Genomic DNA, 19974 nt, shown 5'->3' with positions numbered 1-19974 from the left:
CTTGCTGGTGAGCGGCAGGCTGAGAGGTTATGTCTGAAATGAGATACGTGCTGACGGCCTACGGCAGTCGCGGCGATGTCGAACCCACCGTTGTTGTCGGTCGTGAGCTACAGCGCCGGGGACACGACGTCCGGATGGCCGTCCCGCCCAACCTGATCAGCTTTGCGCAATCGGCCGGCCTTAATGTTGCTGGCTACGGCCAGGATTCGCGAGCGCTACTGGAAACTCAGCGCAGCTACTGGACGTGTTTCTTCCGCACCCCCTGGATAGCCAAGGAGTTGGACAGGTTGGGGCGGGAAATGGGTCAGATCCTCGCCGAGTGCTTCACGGGCGAGGCCACGGCAACGTTGGCGTCGCTGGCCGAGGGGGCCGACATGGTGATCGCTGGTCTGGGATTCGAACAGTTCCCGGCCAATGTCGCCGAGTATTACGGCATTCCCTTGACCACACTGCATTACTTCCCGATGCGGGCAAACGGCCAGGTGTTCCCATTGTTGCCTTCGAGGATGGGACGTGCGGTCATGACCGGGTACGAGCGTCTAGCCTGGAGCGGTCCGATGAAGGAAGCCGAAGACGCTCAGCGTCGTCGACTTGGCTTGCCGAAGGCGACCCGAGCGTGGCCCCGACGAATCTCGGACCGTGGATCGCTGGAGATCCAGTGCTACGACGAGGCTCTTTTTGCCGGCTTAGCGGACGAATGGGCACCCTGGAATGCGCAGTCGCCCCCGCGACGCCCCTTCGTCGGCTGGCTGTCGCTGGAATTGCCGACCGATGCTGATGCGGAGGTCGCGGCATGGATAGCGGAGGGAACGCCGCCGATCTTCTTCGGCTTCGGCAGCATCGCCGTCGAATCCGGCGCCGAGACGATCGCGATGATCGCGGCCGCGTGCGCGCAGTTGGGGGAGCGGGCGCTGGTGTGTGGCGGCGCCACGGACTGCAGCAGCATTCCCGACGCCGGCCACCTCAAGCTGGTGCAGACAGTTAATTACGCGACGACGTTTCCGCGTTGTCGTGCGGTCGTACATCACGGTGGCGCTGGCACAACGGCGGCTGGTCTGCGCGCCGGGAAGCCGACGTTGATCCTGTGGAACTTCCCCGACCAACCGGTCTCCGGCCTTGCTGTCAAGCGGCTGAAGATCGGTGCCACCCGGCGTCTTTCGACCACGACCAAGAAGACGCTGATCTCCGACTTGCGGCGGATTCTTGCGCCGGAGTACAGCACCCGGGCGCTCGAGTTCGCCCGCGGGACCAGTAGCGCCGCCGAAAGCGGCGCGGCTGCCGCTGATCGTGTGGAGGAGTTCGCGCTGCTGGGGAGAGCCCCCGTGCAGCGTCTCGAACGCCGGAATCCACACTGAGTCGCGTGTTGTCGAGTCGTACACACGCACTGTCTTCAACGATGCGGATAGCGTTCATCGGCTCCCTAGAATTCGGCTCCGCGCACGCAGCTGCCCTGTTAGCATGCAAAACCTAGTCAAAGACCACACCGAAGAATCCCGTGATTGGAATGCGCATTTGAGTCAGATAGTGGCCCGAGATTGGTGGACAACTCGACCCTCCGCATTTTTATTGTGGATCGGGAAAGGGAGTCCATCCTTACTGTTGCACCATGTTGCAAGCGGCTTTCGCTATCTTCTGGTCAAGCGTGGAGTTCCGTCCACCGTGGCACGTCATGTCGCTGAGGTCACTGGGGAATTCGAGGCGCGCGCGGCGCAAGGCGAGTTTAAAGAACTCTTCTTCGACGGCTACGATATCAATCGGGTGCTGTGGTGTGCCATCTTTTCCAGAGTCTTCGATCGTGCGGACCCCGTGGATATTCTTGAGATTGGGTCTTGGGAAGGCCGCTCCACTCTGTTCTTTCTGACCTATTTCACGGAAGGTCGTCTGACCGCGGTGGATACGTGGGGCGGCGGCGACGAGCATCAGCACGACGCCACGCGGGCCATACGCGACCTCGAAGCTCGTTTCGACGCGAATCTCGTTCCCTATCGGGCTCGACTAACGAAGCGCAAGGGGTCATCGATGCACGTTTTGCCGCAGCTGCTCGATGAAGAGCAAAAGTATGACGTGATCTACGTCGATGGCTCCCATTTCGCTGACGACGTGCTAACAGACGGGATCACCGCCTGGCGCATGCTGAATAAAGGCGGGATAATGATCTTCGACGATCTTTTGTGGCCGGGCTACCCCCGCGCGCGAGCCAATCCAGCATGGGCTATTAGTCAATTTCTGAAATACCACAAAAAGGAATACGAAATTCTTAGCGCTTACACCCAGCTGATCTTGCGAAAGAAAACATCATTTGAGGATCGCGTATCTGCCGATTTCGCAGTCTCTCAGTTTACGATCGCCACCGCTGAAACGGTCTAGCGCGGATTTGGTAACCGGCGCCAGGAAATTGCAAGGTGACGCAGTCTGGGACAGTGAAGCGCTCGCGACAGATTCCGACCTTGCCGCAGCAAACGATGGGAATCCCTGCCGACTCCATGCCTGCGAGCAGACCGCCATTAGCATCGACGCGCGCTGGTCACCGTGATGTCGAAAGATCAGATTGCGATTCTCGACCTTGATACCGCACGTATCGTCTCGCCTGATGTTGGCCGGTTTCAGTTCAGGCCCAGAATCGAGGTCAGCTCGTCGTCATGGCGCTCACGCTCAAAGCGGTGACTGGTCTCTGGCGCGTGTAGCGCCAGAGACCTGCGCAACGTTTCGTCCGCCTCGAGTGTCATCAGGTTCGCGGCCAGCGCGTGTGCATCACCGGCTGGGCTCAGCAACCCGTTGACCCCAGGCACGATGATCTCCGGGGTGCCCCCGGAGTCTGTGCCGCACACAGGGAGCCCGGCTCGCATGGCCTCGACGGTGACCCGCCCGAACGCCTCCGACTGACTGCACATCAGGCCGACGTGGGCGGCTTCCCAGTATTGACCGACGTCGAGGGTCGGTCCGTGAATGCTCACCAGATCCTCGACGCCTAGGCGCCGGGCGAGCATCCGCAACGGCCCGTGACTGCCAGTACCGACGAGGGAGAGTCGAATGTCGACACCGGCCTTGCGGGCAATGGCAATGGCCTCGATCGCGAGGTTCTGTCCCTTGGCGTGCGAGAAGTATCCGACGAGAACCGCGTTGAGGGGCTCGCCGGGCTTGCGTTGTGGTGCTACAGCGAGCGGACTTTCGACGACCGGGTACATCACTGCGGTGTTCACGGTGGGATCGATGGTCCGCAGAGCTTTCTCCACGGCCTTCGAATTGCAGATCACCGTCTCCGACAGCCGATTGATCAGGCGAACCGTTCGGTGGTAGCCCAGCAGAAACCACATCTGATGGTCATCCCGACCGAACTCGCAGACCATCCAGTGGTGCGGAATGCCGAGCAGCTTGGCGGCGATCGCATGCGAAGGAATCGTCATGGTGTTGGTGAGCACCAGCATCGGCCGCTCCCGGATCAGCAGACGTACCGCCTCGATGATCCCCGGAATGAGAATCACGGTATAGGGCAGCGCACCGATGAGTGCGTGCACGTCGAAGCCCCGGCTGCGTGACCACTTTCCAAAAGCCCACCACGGTGTCCAGGCGACTTTGGTCCGAATACCGCGCTTGGCGCAGTCGTCAACCACATCGCCGCGCCGAGGGCAGACGGCGAGTACTTCCAGATCTGGCCGCTTCTGCCGGATCGCCAGGATCGCGTCCCGGAATCCGATCACGCCACCGCCGCCAAAACTGGCTACATTCGAGATCACGAGCACACGCGGAGCGGAGCCCTGAGCGGGCGCGTTCCCGATCAATCGAAGCCTGGTTCTCAGACGGCGCACAGAGTCGGCGGCTAACACGGCGAAAGTGTATGCGAAGGGGCGTCAAACGCGAGACAGTTCATCGTCCACGAATACCGAGGAGCGTCCGTCCGATGGCAAAGGCCGACAGCATCACGCTTTCCGACACGGCGATGGTGACGCTGTGGTGTCGAGCCAACGAAGCGCGGCGCAGTGACGGCATCATCGACGATCCGATGGCGGTTCAGCTGATTGATTCGCTCGACTACGACTTCAGCAAATTCAATTTGACCGCGCGACAGGACATCGCGCTGCGGGCGTTGGCCTTCGACAAGGGGGCAACGCGCTATTTGTCCGTCCATCCGCGGGCCACGGTAGCGGCTCTCGGCGAAGGACTGCAGACCAGCTTCTGGCGGCTCGACGCAGCCGGACTGGGTAATGAATTTCAGTGGTTGACTGTGGATCTACCGCCGATCATCGAACTTCGGCAACGGTTGTTGCCGTCGTCACCGCGGGTGGTGGCAACGGCACAGTCGGTGCTGGATTTCAGCTGGATGGATCGACTGGACGCCCGCAACGGAGTGTTCATCAGTGCCGAGGGCTTGCTGCCTTACCTGCAGCCGGACCGTGCCCTTGACCTAATCCGTGAGTGTGCGCGCCGTTTCCCCGGCGGGCAGATGATCTTCGATTTGCCGAGCAGGTTCCAGGCTGCCCTGGCCCGCCGGCGAATCTGGACGGCTTTGCGTGGAAACTGGCCGCGCACCCCGTTCAGTCTTTCCGCGCGGCAGATCGCCGATCTGCCGAAAACCATGCTGGGGGTTCGTGCCGTGGACGACCTGACGCCGCCACGGGGCAGTGGCCCACCGATCGACCAACTGTTGTGGCCGACGGTGGGAGCACTTCCGCTCCTCGAGTTCGGCTGACGAATCGGTTCTCGGCTCGGACATCCGCCGAACTGCGATCTGGCGGCTAGGCCTCGCGGTCTGCCAGTTTGATCGCCGGCGGCAGCTGGGCTCCGGTGATCCAGCCCTCGACGGTGGGGGCGAACAGTTCAGGATGGCGGAGGGGCCAATCGTGGCCCATGTCGTCGGCGACCCCGGCGGCTCCGTTTGGCATCGACGCTGCAAGCGAGCCGGCCCAGCGATGCACGAACCACTTCTCCCTTGCGCCGGTGAGAAACAGTGTCGGGACCGGGGATTCGGCGATCCCTACAGGTGGGGTGAACCCGGCGGACTCCATGACAATATGGCGCATGTGCGAACTCGTCAGGCGGCGCACATCCCGGCGGTAGTCATCGGCCCATGCCGACAGCACTCCCAACCGGCGTGCATCCATCTGGCGACGCGTTGCGTCTCGGAACCACGCGGTGCGGGACGGCAGTCCCAGCAGCACCCGCGCCACGGGTGGCCCGGGAAGTGTGTTGATCATCGTTCCGACGAGCACGGCCCGAGCTACGACTTCGGGGTAGCGAGCCAGGAGCGTCAGTCCGACCTGGGCGCCGAGGGAAAAGCCCACCACATGTGCCCGACCTGTCGCGGTCCGCGTGCGGATTAGGCCGGCCACTGAATCTGCGGCTCGGTCGATGCCGAATGGCCCTCGCCGAAAGCTCTTGCCGTACTGGGGCAAATCGGGTACCAGGCAGTGGTAGTGCGGCATACGCGCGACGACCAGATTCCAGGACCATCCGCTCATCCGCCCGCCGTGCAGGAAGATGACGGCGGTCGCATCGACCGGGCCGGATTCCCGTACGAACAGCTCCATCGCGCCGATCCTATTGGGCAAAGTGGGCCTGGTTTATGTGTTCGGCGATGCGTAACCCGAACGCCGCGACCGTCAAGCTCGGGTTCAATCCTGCGCTGGACGGGAAGAACGAGCTGTCCGCCACGTAGAGATTGTTTACCTCGTGAGCGCGGTTGTTCTGATCTAGCACACTAGTTTTGGGGTCGCCGCCGAAGCGGCAGGTTCCGCAAACGTGGCCCAGGTTCGTATTGTCCCGACCACTGCCGAGAGAGAGCTTGCGGAAGGGCTGGAACACATCTTTCAACTGTCGCAGCAACGTGGCGCGACGCTCAAGCTCGTTAGCCCGCAACCGATAATACATTCGCATCCGTTGGCGCCCGTCGGTACCAGACCGCTCCGCAGGCAGGATCCGGTTGTCCAGATAAGGCAGGTCCTCCATTATCGCGGCTAGGATCAGTCCACCGTCCAGGAAACGTCTGTATGCCTGACGGATGGCGGGACCCATGAGGCGCAGCGCCTTTCCTTGACCGCCGGGGCGGTTGGTCACCCATTCGACGGGCGGCAACGCGCCGAATGACTGCAGGGTGCCGTACTTCTGGCCCTCCCAGAAGTAGAAGTCGTTGAGACCAATTTCTTTATTGGCCGTTGGGATCGTGGTAGCGGCGTTCGGCCAGATCGCCATGGGCTCAAGCAGGTGGCGCATCAAATTGCGGCCCACCATATCTGAGCCGTTGGCCAAGCCGCCCGGCCAGTCACCGGAGCGCGAATTGAGCAATACGACAGGTGTCGCCAGTGCTCCGGCGGCCAGCACGACGACCTTGGCGGTGAGGGCCAGCCTCGTGCCGTACTGCTCACAAATGACCCGTTGGACGTTGGCGCGGTCGGCGTCCAAATACAGGACCCGGCATTGCTCGAGTAGACCAGCGCCGTGTTCGGTGATGGCGGATAGCACGCCGTTGCGGCCGCCGTCGTTCTTGCAGGACTTGGCACACAGGAATGTCTGGCAAGTATCGCAATCGTCGGTGTAGTCGCAAGCCATCGGCAGGTGGTAGGGATGAAGTCCGCGACCGGACAGATAATTCACCAGCGGTTGATTCGCCACGGAGAATGGTGGTGCCGCCGGCAGTTCGATGCCTGCGTCGGGACGCAACGGGTCGGGCTGGCCGCGCACACCGAGCAGCTTCTCGGCCTCGCCGTACCAGGGACGCAGCTGCTCGTAGGTGACTGGCCACGCGTCGGGCAGGCTGGATTCGCCCGGATCGGTGAAGTTCTGACGTGGGGTGAAATCCTGTGGGAAGAATCGCTCGCACACCATGCCGTAGAGCGCCGATGATCCGCCGGTCCCCGCACCGATGAACGGCACGAATCGCTTGGCAGATTTGCCGCTGATATCTTCGATTTCATCGGTGGTACGTCCGGCGCGGGACAGGGCGTCGTAGAAGCCTTGTTCAGAACGGTAGGCCTGGGGTTCGGCTTGTTCAGGGACTGCCCCGCGTATGATTCCGCGTGCTCCCGGCAGCGTTGAGCGGCCCTTTTCAACGAAGAGCACCCGGCGGCCCGATTCCGCGAGCCGGCGACCGAGCATCCCGCCGCCCATACCGGCCCCGACTACGATCACGTCCCAGGCGGTGCGTTCCGCCTGGTGGGCGTCCACTAGGCCGTCCGTCAAAGTCGAGCTCCTCACCCAGAGTTGACTAAAGATAGCCGACCTCGGCAGGCGAACCCCGGACGAGGAGCGACCCAGTGGGGATAATGACCGGTGCTGCGGAGATGCCGCGCCGAAAGGTCAGAAAACCCGCGATGAAAATGGTGCTGTCGAGTTATGGCGGTCGCGGCGATATCGAGCCCGCCGTCGTTGTCGGGCGGGAGCTGCAACACCGTGGGCATGATGTCCGCATCGCTGTTCCGCCCAACCTGGTCGGGTTCGCAGAAGCCGCCGGCCTGGCGGCATTTGCCTACGGACTGGATTCGAAGCCGATCCTGGACTTGCAGCGCGAATACTTCACCGTCTACTCCCGGACTCCCTGGAAAGTGAGGGAGCTGCGGAGGATGGCTCAGCGAACCGAAGAATTCGCCGCCCGCTGTTGGGCCGACATGACAACCACATTGGCATCGGAGGCAGCCGGTGCGGATGTGCTACTGACTGGCTTGATCTTCGAACAGCCTGCCGCCAATGTGGCCGAGTTCCACAACATCCCGTTGGTCACGCTGCAGTATTTTCCGTCGCGGGCACACGGCCAGCTTCTGCCGCTCGTGCCGGCCCCACTGAGCCGCGCGGGGATGTTGATGAACGACTGGTTGGCATGGCGGGGGACCCGCAAAGGTGAGGATGCCCAGCGCCGCGAGCTCGGATTGCCGGGTGCTACGTGTCCCGCGCCGCGCCGGATCGCCGATCGAGGCTCGCTGGAGATCCAGGCCTACGACCAAGTGTGTTTTCCAGGACTAGTTTCGGAGTGGGCGAGTTGGAACGACCAGGAGCCGCCCCGACGGCCCTTTGTCGGGGCGTTGGCCCTGGCGTCGCCGACGGAAGCCGACAGTGATCTGGTGTCTTGGATTGCGCAAGGGACGCCACCGATCTTCTTTGGGTTCGGCACCGTGCCGATCGGATCCCCGGCCGCCACCGTTGCGATGATCTCATCAGCGTGCGCGGAGTTGGGCGAGCGGGCAGTCATCGGTGCCGGGGGCACCGACTTCAGCGATATCCGACACCCCGAGAATGTCAAGATCGTCGGTCAGGTGAACTACGCGACGGTTTTCCCGGTCTGCCGAGCTGTCGTCCATCATGGCGGCGCGGGCACCCTCGCTGCCTGCCTGCGAGCGGGAGTTCCGCAGTTGGTTCTCTGGACATTGCCTGATCAGCCATTCTTTGCGGCCCAACTCAAGCGGCTCAAGGTGGGCGCCGGCCGGCGCTTTGCCGCCACCAGCGAGAAAACGCTGATCAAGGACCTGCGTCGGATTCTGGCGCCGAACTACAAAGCGCGGGCGCGCGAGATCGTCCCGCGGATGACGACGCCGGCTGAAGCTGTCGCGGCCGCCGCTGACCGGGTTGAAGATTTCGTCCGCCTCGTTGTCTGAGATTCAGATCAATCGCAGTGGCATTTGGATTAGGCTGCCCACCGGACCAGCCGCGGAGCCGCGGTCCTGGCGAATTCCGCATGACGCGCGCAGGACGTGAAAGTTGAGGAACCGGAATGGCTAGAGGCGCGTTCGGTCGCACAGACGCCGAGATTGACCTCTTGGTGCGCGGTATGCGGTCGGGGATCGCGGTGGTCGGCTTCGGTTATATCGGGACGGTGATCGGTGCCGTACTGGCCGATCGCGGCTGGCCGGTTACCGGCATCGACGTCCGGCAAGATGTCGTTGATGAGATCAACCAGGGCCGGAGCCACGTGCCTGAGCCAGGTCTTGGCGAATTGGTGGCCAACAATGTCGGCGTCGGTCGGCTTCGCGCGACCACTGATTTTGGCGCGGTCGCCGACAACGATTTCATCGTTGTCACGGTCGGGACACCCCTCGGCCCGGACTATGAGCCCATCGTCGACGACATCACTGCGGCAGCCCGGGCGGTAGGGGAACACCTGCGAGCCGGCCACCTGATCATCCTCAAGAGCACGGTTCCACCCGACACCACGGAAACTGTCGTCAAGCCGATCCTGGAAGAAGTCTCGGGGCTGCGGGCTGGGGTCGACTTTGGGTTGGCATTCTGCCCCGAGCGACTCGCGGAAGGTCAAGCCATTCACGAGCTGACGTCGATCCCGGTCGTGGTTGGTGCGGTTGACGAACGGAGCGCACGCGCGTGCGCCACGTTGTGGCGGCACGCTCTTGGAGTGGAATCGATCGTCGTCGACGATCCGCGGACCGCAGAGATGGTCAAACTCGCCGACAACTTGTGGATCGACCTGAACATCGCGATGGCCAACGAGATGGCCAAGGTGTGTGACCGGCTCGGGATGGACGTGATCCAAGTCATCAGCGCGGCCAACTCGATGCCCAAGGGCCCCCAGAACGTGAACATTCTGATGCCGAGCATGGGAGTCGGGGGTTACTGCCTTACCAAGGATCCTTGGTTTGTCAACCATTTGGGGCAGACCCTCGGACTGGAGCTGTCGATCCCGAAGACTTCGCGCACCGTGAACGACAGCATGCCTTCCTACACCTATGGGTTGCTCACAAGTCTGCTTGCTGCTCAAGGCAAAGCGATCGAATCGAGCAAGATCGCGGTGCTGGGGATCGCATTCAAGAACAACACCGGCGATTGCCGCCTGACACCTACCAAGTACGTCATCGAGATGCTTGAGAAGTCGGGTTGTCAGCTTTCGCTACACGATCCGTGGGTGCCTGACGACGAAGCCCACACCGTGACGAAGATCCCGCTGGCGCCCGATATCGAGTCTACGGTCAAGGATGCCGATGCCTTGGTGGTTCTTGCCGGGCACCGCGAGTTCCACCAAATACCGCTCGCCAAGCTGGCAGAGCTGACCACGCCGGGGTGCCTATTCCTCGATGGCCGAAACAGTTTTGACCCCGCAGCGGTGCGTGCGGCGGGGTTCGTCTACAAAGGTATCGGGCGATAAGCCTGGTTCATCGATACCAGAGAGCGATCATGGCTAATATTGTTGTAACGGGTGGGTATGGCTTTGTCGGGTCGCACCTAGTTACCAAGCTGCTGGACCAAGGCGATTGTGTTACGGTATTTGATTTCGCGAAGAACATCCGAGATAGCAGTATCGATTTCGAGCGCTACCCCAATTTCCGTTTCGTACAGGGCGATGTCACTGACCAGGTTGCACTCGGGATGGCGATCAGATCCGGCGTCGATAAGGTGTTTCACCTAGCGTCGGTCGTCGGAGTCAACAAGTACGTCGAGGACCCGCTGCGTGTTGTCGACGTTAGCGTCATCGGTACCCGCAACGTCCTCGAATTGGCCCATCGACACGGTGCGCACGTAGTGTTCACCAGCACCTCGGAAGTGTATGGGAAGAACCCTGACACGCCATGGCGCGAGGACGACGACCGAGTGCTCGGCTCGACCCGCACCGCGCGCTGGAGCTACAGCACCAGCAAAGCAATGGCCGAGCACATGGTGTTCGCTATGTACGAAACCTATGGCCTCCCGGTGACCGTCGTCCGGTTCTTCAATGTGTATGGCCCGCGGCAGAATCCGATCTTTGTGATCTCCAAGAGTATTCACCGGATACTCAACGGCCACGAGCCGCTGCTTTATGATTCGGGGGACCAGACCCGCTGTTTCACATATGTAGATGATGCTGTTGCCGGCACTCTGCTTGCGGCAGAGAGCGATTCGGGGATCGGTGAACTCTTCAACATCGGCAGCATGACTGAAACGACGATGCGCGATGCTGTCGACCTGGCCATCAAGATCGCCAAAGTTGACTCGGTGTCGAGCACTGCCTCCTTCGACACCGCTGAGCACTACGGCGCGCGTTACGAAGACATTCCGCGCCGTGTTCCCGATTCGACAAAGGCGCAACGGGTGCTGGGTTGGCGGCTCGAGGTCGATCTCGAAGAGGGACTGCGCCGCACCATCGAATGGGCGCGGGCCAATCCCTGGTATCTGGAAGAACACGCGGGGAACTAGGCGGGCGAGAACGGCGATGAAATTCGTCTTGGCGAACTGGGGGAGTCGCGGCGAAATCGAGCCCTGCGCTGCTGTCGGCCGGGAGTTGCAGAATCGTGGACACGATGTGTGTCTTGTTGTTCCGCCTGACTTGGTGGGGTTCATCGAGTCGGTTGGGCTCACCGCGGTGTCGTACGGCTCAGATTTTCGCGTGGTGCATGCAGCGTACCGGGATTTCTGGACCTTCTTTTTCCGGAACTTCTGGCGGATAGACACTCTGGGCAAGATGTGGAGCACGGTTCAGGAACCCCTTATCGAATCTCGCAGGCAAGTGACGGCCACTCTGAAGCGCGTTGCGCAAGAGGCTGATCTATTGGTCAGCGGCATGAACTACGAAGACGCCGCCGCCAATGTCGCGGAGTCCTGTGGCATCCCGTTCGCTGCGCTGCATTACTTTCCGATGCGCTCGAACGGTCTTTTGCTGTCATTCCTGCCCGCACCGATCGGCCGGATGGCCATGGACCTCTTCTGGTGGCTGGCATGGCGTGGGCCCAAGAAGAGCGAAGACGCGGAGCGCCGTGAATTGGGTCTCACGAAGGCAAGAACGTCCTGGGCGCGCCGAATAGCCGACCGCGGTTCGCTCGAGATCCAGGCCTACGACCAAGTGTTCTTCCCTGGGCTAGCTGCCGAATGGAAGAGCTGGAACGAGCGTCAGCCGCCGCGACGGCCCTTTGTCGGCACTCTGTCCATGGAGTTGGTCACCGATGCCGACGCCGAGGTAGCTTCGTGGATCGCCAAGGGAACTCCGCCCATTTGTTTCGGATTCGGCAGTATTCCGGTTGAGTCGCCAGCCGAGACGATCGGGATGATCAGCAGGGCCTGCGCAACATTGGGAGAGCGGGCGTTGATTTGCGCTGCCGCGACCGACTTTAGTAGCGTCCCCATTCCAGAAAATGTCAAGGTCGTTGGCAGTATGAACTACGCTGCGCTGTTTCCTGCTTGCCGGGCGGTCGTGCACCATGGTGGCGCGGGCACCACGGCAGCAAGCATGCGCGCGGGTGTTCCGACGCTGGTTCTCTGGTCGGGTGCCGACCAGAGAATCTGGGGAGTTCAGGTCAAGCGGCTGAAGGTCGGTACTCAGCGGCGATTTGCGACTGTCACCGAAAATTCGTTGCTTGCCGATCTGCGCCGTATCTTGGACCCGGAATACCGGGTGCGGGCGCAGGCGCTCGCGGCTCGGATGACCAGCACCCTCGAAAGCGTTAGGGTAACAGCCGATTTGGTTGAAGAGTTCGCCCGGCTGCAGCGGGTCAGCTGACGGGGTTCCTCGCCTCGATCCAGCTCAGTAGCTCACGCATTCCGCCTTCGAGCGTCCACTGGGGACTCCACCCGAGTTCTGTTGTCGCGGGACCGATATCGCACCTTGCGGCGCGCACATCACCGTCGCGGAATTTGCCCACGACAACCGGTTCGGGGGCGCCGCAGACGGTAGCGAGCTGGCGTCCGAGCTCATGGATGGTAGTGGCGACGCCTGACCCGATATCGACGCAACGTGCGTGTTTCGCAGGCCTCTCCACTGCTGCTGTTAGTGCTGCAACAACATCGTCGATGTACACGAAATCCCTTAGGATTCGACCATCCTCATAGATCTCGAGAGGTTTCTTCGCGAGGGCCAGCCGTGCGAATAGCGCAACGATTCCGGTATATGAGTTTGTCAGCGACTGGCCGGGGCCGTAGACATTCTGCAGTCGCAGCACGCTGAGGTTGGTGTCGTGGGCAGCGGCCCAGGCGCCTATGATGTGTTCCTGGGCGAGTTTGGTTGCGGCGTAGATATTGGTGGGCCGCGGCGGCGTTCGGTCGGCGCGGCTGGCAAGGGGAACTGCATTGCCACCTCTGGGGCACTTCGGATCCCAGATGCCAGCGACGAGCTGAGAGTGACTGCGAGGCTTCGGGTAGAAGGTCTGGCCACCGGATTGCCATGCCCCTTCGCCGTAGACGGCGCGCGAAGACGCCAGGATGAGCTGATCTGGCACATGCGAAATGCGGCTCAGTGCATCGAGAAGCTGGGTCGTTCCGACGACATTGACCGAGCCGTGGCGTGTCGCCTCTGAAAGAGATTGTGCAGTACCGGTTTCAGCGGCCAGGTGGACGATCTGGGTGGGCCGGAACAACCGGAGCACGGCGTCCCAGTCAGGGGCATGCGTGACGTCGCCGGTGAACAGTCTCACCGAGGGTGGCAGATTGGTGAGGGTGTAGTCGCCGTGCACTTGAGGGTGCAGGATGTCCATCACCGCTACCTCGTAACCCGCCCCAACCAGACGACGGGCGAGTGTAGTGCCAATAAATCCTGCTCCGCCGCTGACGAGCACTGATCTTGACAAGGGTCGATGCCTCCGTCGTTAGCTGTGCGCGAGTGCGCGGTTGGCAAGGGCAACCAGTACTGGCGCCAACACTCGGGAGTATTGTGGCGCAAGATGATTCGAGTCGAAGTAGACGAGCGTGTTGCCGATGATCACCGGGCAGCGTCGTGCGGTACAGAAGAGTGCAGTCAGGTCGGCGTACTCCCCGCCTGCGGCGGTGGTCGCGGCGGCCTCTGCGGCGATACCGGCGTCGTTGACGGCGACCTCGCGGGAAGGTGAGCAGGCGGTCGCATCATCGAGGTGCGCGGAAAGGCAAATCGGAACCACCGAGCGGGGGTTAGGGATCGGTCCGAGCACTAGCACCTGAGCTCCGGTGTCTCGCAGCTGCCGTACGAGATGTCCGAGGCTGCCCAGCCATGCCGAGTCGTATGTGGTGAATCCGGGCTGCCAACTGGCCGTGTTGTACGCCCGTGACACACTCACGATGACGAGCCGCGGCCGCTCCGAACGCATCCGCTCTAGGACCTGGGAGCGCCACTGCTCGCAATGCCGGAACCGCTCGACGATGCTGCCAAGGTGTTGCGCAATGGGCACGTCCACCAGCGGGCAGCCCTCCTTGGCTAGCATTTCGAGCCGCCAGCGGCGCTGTCCGGCAATCTGCTGGAATCCTGGATCCCACATTGCCGCGTGTGAGTCGCCGATCAGTGCGACTGTCGTCGTCGACTTAACATCCCCGCTGGCACACTCCGGCTGCTGGAGATCCTTGTCCATCAGGATGCAGCTGGGGTCGGGTCCTGCCAGGGCAAGCGGCGGGTCGAGGTTGGCGGGGACGGCTTCGAGGTCGACGGATCGTTCGATGCCGGCCTGCACTTGGGCGAAGGTCTGTTCGACCGATCCAGCGGTGACGATCAGGGGCTTCGCTGGAGCTCCGTGACCCGCGGAACTGGGGACGGCATTTGTGAGCGCCAGGCCGACGGAGACAGCGATCGCGGTGGAGAGCACGCCGAGGCCGAGGCTGCCCCAGCCGGACCTGCGTATCTTGGGCGCAAAGCGCAGCGGGTCCTCGAGATAGCGCATGGTCAACCACGCCAGGATGGCGGAGAGCACGGCGGCGGCGAGCCGGGCTGGTAGACCCAGTGCGTGACCGAAAAGCGCTGGGGCGAGGATGAGTACGGGCCAGTGCCAGAGGTACCAGGAGTAGGAGATCCGGCCGATGGCCTGCAGTGGCGCCCAGCCGAGGAGTCGCCCGCCGCCTTGGCTCGGCGTAGCACAACCGGCACCGACGACCAGGACGGCGCCGATCGTCGGCAAAAGCGCGGCGAAGCCGGGATAGACAGTGCCTGCGGTGAGCCAGACGCAGGAGAGCAGGATCATTCCCAGGCCGAGCCATCCGATCATTGATGCCGCGCGTCGTGGCAGGCGGCTCCAGTGCCTGGCAGTCAGGGCGAGCACGCCGCCAAGCGCCAACTGCCAGGCTCGGGTCGGCAATGAGAAGAATGCCGCGGCGGGCACCAGATAGGAGCCCAGCAGGGAGAGCGCGAAGGACATCGCCGCGATGAGGGCGAGGATGACCAAGTACTGGCGCTGAGTTCGGCGACCTGTGGTCTCGTCGCTGAAAGCGGCGTTCGCATTCTTGCGCCGCCCAATGAGTCGGGTTAGCCAGGCCGTGATCAGGAACAGGGGTGCCCAGACCAGGTAGAACTGTTCTTCGACACCCAGCGACCAATAATGCTGAAATGGTGAAACTGTCAGGTGGTCGCCGAAATAGTCGATGTTGCGCACGGTGAACAAGACATTGCCGACATAGAGTGCGCTGGCAATACCGTCCTGGAGCACGGCCGGGACCTGAAGGGGCGGTAGCACCAGTACCGAGGCGATCATGGTGATGATGCCGACGGTGGCTGATGCGGGTAGGAGTCGGCGGGCGCGGGCTCCGTAGAAGTTGTGCAGTTTGATGGTGCCGGTGGTGTTGGCTTCGCGCCAGAGTAGGCCGGTGATCAGGAAGCCGGAGATGACGAAGAAGACGTCGACTCCGATGTAGCCGCCGGTGATGCCGGGGATGTCGGCGTGGAACAAAACGACGGCCAGCACGGCGACGGCGCGTAGGCCTTCGATGTCGGGGCGGAACCCGACGCGTTGTCGGGTCGCGGTCATGGTTGCGGTCATGCGTGCGTCGCGAGCGCGCGGTCGACTAGTGCGCCCATCGCCGGTGCCAGCACCCGAGCGTATTGGAGCGTCAGGTGGCTCACATCCAGGTAGACCAGCGTGTTGCCGACGATGACCGGACACCGTTCGGTGGTGCAGAACAGGTCGGTCAGGTCGGCATACTGGCCACCGCCGGCGGTGGTGGCGGCGTCTTCGGCCGCGATGCCGGATTGGTTCACCGAGGTGGACTGCCGCAGCGTGCAGGCCGGCGCGTCATCGAGATTGCCGGATAGGCAGATCGGCACGTTGAAGTGCGCAGCGGGGATCGGGCCGAGGACGAGGACCGCTGCCCCGGTATCACGCAGTTGCCGTACGACCCGGCTTATGCTCTCGAGCCAAACCCGGTCGTACCCGGTGAAACCGCTCATCGATTCATCGACCCCGTATCCCCGCCAGACGCTCACGATGACGAGCTGCGGGTGATCGGCCCGCATCCGGGCCATGACCTCGGCACGCCACTCTTCACAATGCTGAAGCCGTTCGATCAACCGACGAAAAACGCTGTCCACGTGGATGTCGATGATCGGGCAGGCTTCCTTGGCCAGCATTTGTAGCCGCCAGTGTCGTTGGGCCGCGAGTTCCAGGAACGCCGGGGTCCACATTGCGGCGTGTGAATCGCCAAGCAAGGCAACTCTCGTCGTCGAGGTGGCATCACCCATCAAGCAAGTCGGCTGGCCGACTTCGTATGGCGTGCGCAGGCAGCCGTTGAACGTGAAGTCCCCCTGCTCGGCAGCGATCATGTTCAGGGGCGGAGACAGATTCGACGGGACGGCGTGAAGATCGAGCGAAGCCGCGAGTGCGGCCTGCACTTGGGCGAAGGTCTGTTCGACCGTCCCGGCAGTAACAGTTATCGGATCGGCCCGGGCGCCATGTGCGACCGGGCTGGGGATCACTCTGAGCAACCCCAGACCGGTGCAGACCGCCAACGCGGTGGCTACCCCGCCGAGGGCGAGGCTGCGCCAGCCGGAGTTGTGGATCTTGGGCGTGAAGCGCAGAGGATTCTCGAGAAAGCGCAGGGTCAGCCAGGCTAGTCCGCCGGCGAGCAAGATCGCGACGAGCCGGGCGGGCAGACCGAGTGAATGACCCAGTAACGCCGGCCCGAGGACCAGCACCGGCCAGTGCCACAGATATAACGAGTAGGAGATCCGCCCGACAAAACCCATCGGCGACCAGCTCAGGAATTGGCCGCAACCTCGGTCCGGCGTGGCGCAGCCAGCGCCGATCACCAACGCTGAGCCCACGGTGGGAAGCAGCGCCGCCGTGCCGGGAAAGGGGGTGCTTGCGGTGAACCACACGCAACCGAGCAGGATCATTCCCAGTCCGGCCCAGCCAACGATCGCGGCAGCTTGCCGGGAGAGGCGTCGCCACTGCACAGCGGTCAGCGCTAGCAGGCCGCCGATGGCCAACTGCCACGCCCGGGTGGTCAGTGAGAAAAAGGCCATGGGAGGTACCACGTGGGTGATGATCAGCGACAAAGCAAACGATGTGACGGCGATCAGAGCGAGGACGACCACGTAGGCGCGTTGAGACGGGGTATTGACCGCCCGATCTTCGGCACTCCCGGCCTTGCGGAATCGGCGGACCAACCGGATCAGCCAGGCCGTGATCAGGAACAGGGGTGCCCAGACCAGGTAGAACTGTTCTTCGACACCCAGCGACCAGTAGTGCAGGAACGGCGACGGCGTCAATAAGTCGGCGAAGTAGTTGACGTGGTCGATGATGAACCAGTAGTTGCCGACGTACAGAGCGCTGGCGATGCCGTCGTAGATCACGGTGGGCACGCGCAGTGGCGGCAGTACCAGTACCGAGGCGATCATGGTGATGATGCCGACGGTGGCTGATGCGGGTAGGAGTCGGCGGGCGCGGGCTCCGTAGAAGTTGTGCAGTTTGATGGTGCCGGTGGTGTTGGCTTCGCGCCAGAGTAGGCCGGTGATCAGGAAGCCGGAGATGACGAAGAAGACGTCGACTCCGATGTAGCCGCCGGTGATGCCGGGGATGTCGGCGTGGAACAAGACGACGGCCAGCACGGCGACGGCGCGTAGGCCTTCGATGTCGGGGCGGAACCCGACGCGTTGTCGGGTCGCGGTCATGGTTGCGGTCATGCGTGCGTCGCGAGCGCGCGGTCGGCTAGTGCGCCCATCGCCGGTGCCAGCACCCGCGAGTACTCCAAAGTGATGTGGCTCCAGTCTAGAAATACCAGCGAGTTGCCGACGATGACCGGACACCGTTCGGTGCTGCAGAACAGGTCGGTCAGGTCGGCATACTGGCCACCGCCGGCGGTGGTGGCGGCGTCTTCAGCTGTTATGCCGGATTGGTTCACCGCTGCCGAACGAAGCGGTGCACAGGCGCGCGCGTCGGTTAGGTGCGCGGACAGACAACTCGGCACCACGGATTGTGGATCCGGCACAGGCCCGAGCACCAACACTTTGGCTCCGGTGTCGCGCAGCTGTCGAACGAGGTGTGTCAGTGCATCCAGCCACGCAGGGTCGTACGCGCTGAACCCCGGTTGCCAGTTGCGCGCGCTGCCGGATCCGTACTGTCGCCACAAACTGACCACGATCAACTGGGGGCGCTCGACGTTGAGTCGATCGAGTACTTGAACGCGCCATTGCTCGCAATGCTGCAGGCGTTCCGCCAGCTGCTGGAAATTATTGGTGATGGGCACGTCGACAGACGGACAACCGGACTTAGCCAACGTTTCTAAGCGCCAATGCCGTTCGTCGGCGAGCTGCTGGAAACCCGGGATCAGCATCGCGGCGTGTGAGTCGCCGATCAAGGCGACCCTGGTTGCCGAGGAGAGGTCGCCGAAGGCGCATTCGGGCTGCCCCGCTTCGAAGAAATCACGGACGCAACCGTCAAACCCCATCGCGTTCTTCTCATTCGGTGCGGCCAGAAGAGTGGGGGTCAGGTTGGAGGGTACCGCGTTGAGCGCCAGTGATTGCGCGATGGCGGTTTGCATCTGAGCGACGACCTGTTCCACGACGGCGTCATAGGCGGACTGGGGAGAACCTGGGGGCACCGGTGCGGCGGTGATGACCAGCGGGGCGGCAGGGCTGCCCGTCCCGACCATTGACGGCATGGTGAATGTCAGTGCAACAGCGGTAAGGACTGCGGTCGCGGTGGACAAGGCGCCCAGGCCGAGGCTGCGCCAGGGCGAGTTGCGGATTCTTGGTGAAAAGCGCAGTGGATCTTCCACATAGCGCAAGGTCAGCCAGGCCAGTCCGGCCGATAACAGAGCTCCGGCGAGTCGGCCGGGTAGTCCGAGCGGGTGGCCGAACAAGTCTGGGGCGAGGATGAGGACGGGCCAGTGCCAGAGGTACCAGGAGTAGGAGATCCGGCCGATCGCTTGCAGCGGTGTCCATCCGAGTAGCAGGCTGAAGCCTGAAGTTGTTGCAGCGCAGCCCGATCCGATGACGAGGGCGGTGCCGACGGTGGGGAGGAGAGCGGCGAAGCCAGGGTAGATTGTCGTCGCCGTGAGCCAGGTGCACGCCAGCAGGATCATTCCAAGCCCAACCACGCCCACCATGGCTGCAACGCGCGCGGAGATGCGGCGCCACTGCCCGGCAGTGAGAGCGATCAACCCACCGAGCGCCAATTGCCACGCTCGGGTCGGCAGCGAGAAGAAAGCAATGGCGGGCATCACGTAGGTGATGAGCAACGACAGCGCGAACGACATGGTCGCGACGAGAGCGAGGACGACGAGATACGGGCGCCGCGACGAGGTGGCCTCGGTTCGGGTCCGGCGGCGGACGAGCCGGATCAGCAACGCCGTGACCAGGATCAGTGCCGGCCACACGAGGTAGAACTGTTCCTCGACACCTAATGACCAGTAGTGCAGGAACGGCGACGGCGGCATGTGGCCGGCGATATTGAAGTAGCTGACGTCCTGAAGAATGAACCAGTAATTGCTGACGTATAGAGCGCTGGCAGCACCGTCGAGAATTGCGGCCAGCGAAGCGCCGGCAGGCAAAAGTAATACCGCGGCGACCATGGTGACGATGCCGACGAGTGCTGACGCCGGTAGGAGTCGACGGGCTCGGGCCCCGTAGAAACGGCGAAGTTTCACTGAGCCGGTGGAGTGGGCTTCGCGCCAGAGGGTTCCCGTGATGAGGAAACCGGAGATCACAAAAAAGACGTCAACTCCGACGAATCCGCCACCGAGTCCGGGCAATTCGGCGTGGAACAGGACAACCGCCAGGACCGCGATGGCGCGCAAACCCTGGATATCGGGCCGGAATCTGGTGGCTCCCGAGTGCTGGTCCTGCGCTCCGGCAGGACTCACGCTTTCGGTTTGATGCACAGTCACCTACTCCAGTCGGGAACCTGC

Annotated in this window: 14 protein-coding genes; 7 read left to right on the top strand and 7 right to left on the bottom strand. The window is 62.7% G+C overall.

The window, feature by feature from the left end; translation table 11 throughout:
* The first annotated feature begins 38 nt into the window (after positions 1 to 38).
* A complete protein-coding gene (locus ADBZ9K_RS09455) occupies positions 39 to 1355 on the top strand; it encodes a glycosyltransferase (RefSeq protein ID WP_526620857.1) in 1317 nt (438 codons plus the stop codon).
* A 304-nt stretch (positions 1356 to 1659) separates the two neighbouring features.
* The gene (locus ADBZ9K_RS09450) at positions 1660 to 2367 is read left to right on the top strand and encodes an O-methyltransferase (protein WP_526619809.1); all 708 of its coding nucleotides are present in this window, start codon (positions 1660 to 1662) and stop codon (positions 2365 to 2367) included.
* Positions 2368 to 2603: 236 nt separating this feature from the next.
* Here ADBZ9K_RS09450 and ADBZ9K_RS09445 read toward each other — a convergent pair whose 3' ends face one another.
* A complete protein-coding gene (locus tag ADBZ9K_RS09445) occupies positions 2604 to 3734 on the bottom strand; it encodes a glycosyltransferase (RefSeq protein ID WP_526619808.1) in 1131 nt (376 codons plus the stop codon).
* A gap of 164 nt (positions 3735 to 3898) precedes the next feature.
* On the opposite strand from ADBZ9K_RS09445, the gene ADBZ9K_RS09440 reads away from it, so the two are divergent.
* Entirely contained in the window at positions 3899 to 4687 is a 789-nt protein-coding gene (locus ADBZ9K_RS09440; RefSeq protein ID WP_526619807.1) for a class I SAM-dependent methyltransferase, read from the top strand.
* Positions 4688 to 4733: 46 nt separating this feature from the next.
* Here ADBZ9K_RS09440 and ADBZ9K_RS09435 read toward each other — a convergent pair whose 3' ends face one another.
* Together ADBZ9K_RS09435 and ADBZ9K_RS09430 are read right to left on the bottom strand one after the other, a co-directional pair.
* Positions 4734 to 5525, bottom strand: a complete 792-nt coding sequence (locus tag ADBZ9K_RS09435) for an alpha/beta fold hydrolase (RefSeq protein ID WP_526619806.1) — start codon at positions 5523 to 5525, stop codon at positions 4734 to 4736.
* A gap of 10 nt (positions 5526 to 5535) precedes the next feature.
* Entirely contained in the window at positions 5536 to 7158 is a 1623-nt protein-coding gene (locus ADBZ9K_RS09430; RefSeq protein ID WP_526619805.1) for a GMC oxidoreductase, read from the bottom strand.
* A gap of 146 nt (positions 7159 to 7304) precedes the next feature.
* Between ADBZ9K_RS09430 and ADBZ9K_RS09425 the strand changes: the two genes are divergently transcribed.
* The 4 genes from ADBZ9K_RS09425 to ADBZ9K_RS09410 all read left to right on the top strand — a co-directional run bounded on the left by ADBZ9K_RS09425 (position 7305) and on the right by ADBZ9K_RS09410 (position 12400).
* Complete coding sequence (locus ADBZ9K_RS09425; protein WP_526620856.1) at positions 7305 to 8579, top strand: glycosyltransferase; 1275 nt, start codon at positions 7305 to 7307, stop codon at positions 8577 to 8579.
* Positions 8580 to 8752: 173 nt separating this feature from the next.
* The gene (locus ADBZ9K_RS09420) at positions 8753 to 10078 is read left to right on the top strand and encodes a nucleotide sugar dehydrogenase (RefSeq protein WP_526619804.1); all 1326 of its coding nucleotides are present in this window, start codon (positions 8753 to 8755) and stop codon (positions 10076 to 10078) included.
* Between the two features lie 29 nt (positions 10079 to 10107).
* A complete protein-coding gene (locus ADBZ9K_RS09415) occupies positions 10108 to 11103 on the top strand; it encodes an NAD-dependent epimerase/dehydratase family protein (RefSeq protein ID WP_526619803.1) in 996 nt (331 codons plus the stop codon).
* Between the two features lie 16 nt (positions 11104 to 11119).
* On the top strand, positions 11120 to 12400 hold the full coding sequence (locus tag ADBZ9K_RS09410; protein ID WP_526619802.1) for a glycosyltransferase: 1281 nt from the start codon (positions 11120 to 11122) through the stop codon (positions 12398 to 12400).
* Here ADBZ9K_RS09410 and ADBZ9K_RS09405 read toward each other — a convergent pair.
* The 4 genes from ADBZ9K_RS09405 to ADBZ9K_RS09390 are packed head-to-tail and all read right to left on the bottom strand — an operon-like array spanning position 12393 to position 19953.
* Entirely contained in the window at positions 12393 to 13451 is a 1059-nt protein-coding gene (locus tag ADBZ9K_RS09405; RefSeq protein ID WP_526619801.1) for an NAD-dependent epimerase/dehydratase family protein, read from the bottom strand. The genes ADBZ9K_RS09410 and ADBZ9K_RS09405 overlap by 8 nt on opposite strands.
* Before the next feature lie 30 nt (positions 13452 to 13481).
* Positions 13482 to 15596, bottom strand: coding sequence for an acyltransferase family protein (locus tag ADBZ9K_RS09400; protein WP_526619800.1), 2115 nt, complete (start codon positions 15594 to 15596; stop codon positions 13482 to 13484).
* 8 nt (positions 15597 to 15604) lie between these two features.
* Positions 15605 to 17737, bottom strand: coding sequence for an acyltransferase family protein (locus tag ADBZ9K_RS09395; RefSeq protein WP_526619799.1), 2133 nt, complete (start codon positions 17735 to 17737; stop codon positions 15605 to 15607).
* Positions 17738 to 17745: 8 nt separating this feature from the next.
* Positions 17746 to 19953, bottom strand: coding sequence for an acyltransferase family protein (locus ADBZ9K_RS09390; RefSeq protein WP_526619798.1), 2208 nt, complete (start codon positions 19951 to 19953; stop codon positions 17746 to 17748).
* Positions 19954 to 19974 lie beyond the last annotated feature (21 nt).

This window comes from Mycobacterium sp., assembly GCF_965229265.1.
In the GTDB taxonomy this organism is placed as follows: domain Bacteria; phylum Actinomycetota; class Actinomycetes; order Mycobacteriales; family Mycobacteriaceae; genus Mycobacterium.
The sequence above is the reverse complement of the archived record's forward strand: the minus strand, read 5'-3'. Positions and strand labels throughout refer to the sequence as shown.

Coding starts and splice junctions, on each gene's coding strand:
- ADBZ9K_RS09455 (WP_526620857.1), top strand. CDS start 39: ATGAGATACGTGCTGACGGCCTACGGCAGTCGCGGCGATGTCGAACCC.
- ADBZ9K_RS09440 (WP_526619807.1), top strand. CDS start 3,899: ATGGCAAAGGCCGACAGCATCACGCTTTCCGACACGGCGATGGTGACG.
- ADBZ9K_RS09435 (WP_526619806.1), bottom strand. CDS start 5,525: ATGGAGCTGTTCGTACGGGAATCCGGCCCGGTCGATGCGACCGCCGTC.
- ADBZ9K_RS09425 (WP_526620856.1), top strand. CDS start 7,305: ATGAAAATGGTGCTGTCGAGTTATGGCGGTCGCGGCGATATCGAGCCC.
- ADBZ9K_RS09420 (WP_526619804.1), top strand. CDS start 8,753: ATGCGGTCGGGGATCGCGGTGGTCGGCTTCGGTTATATCGGGACGGTG.
- ADBZ9K_RS09415 (WP_526619803.1), top strand. CDS start 10,108: ATGGCTAATATTGTTGTAACGGGTGGGTATGGCTTTGTCGGGTCGCAC.
- ADBZ9K_RS09410 (WP_526619802.1), top strand. CDS start 11,120: ATGAAATTCGTCTTGGCGAACTGGGGGAGTCGCGGCGAAATCGAGCCC.
- ADBZ9K_RS09400 (WP_526619800.1), bottom strand. CDS start 15,596: ATGACCGCGACCCGACAACGCGTCGGGTTCCGCCCCGACATCGAAGGC.
- ADBZ9K_RS09395 (WP_526619799.1), bottom strand. CDS start 17,737: ATGACCGCGACCCGACAACGCGTCGGGTTCCGCCCCGACATCGAAGGC.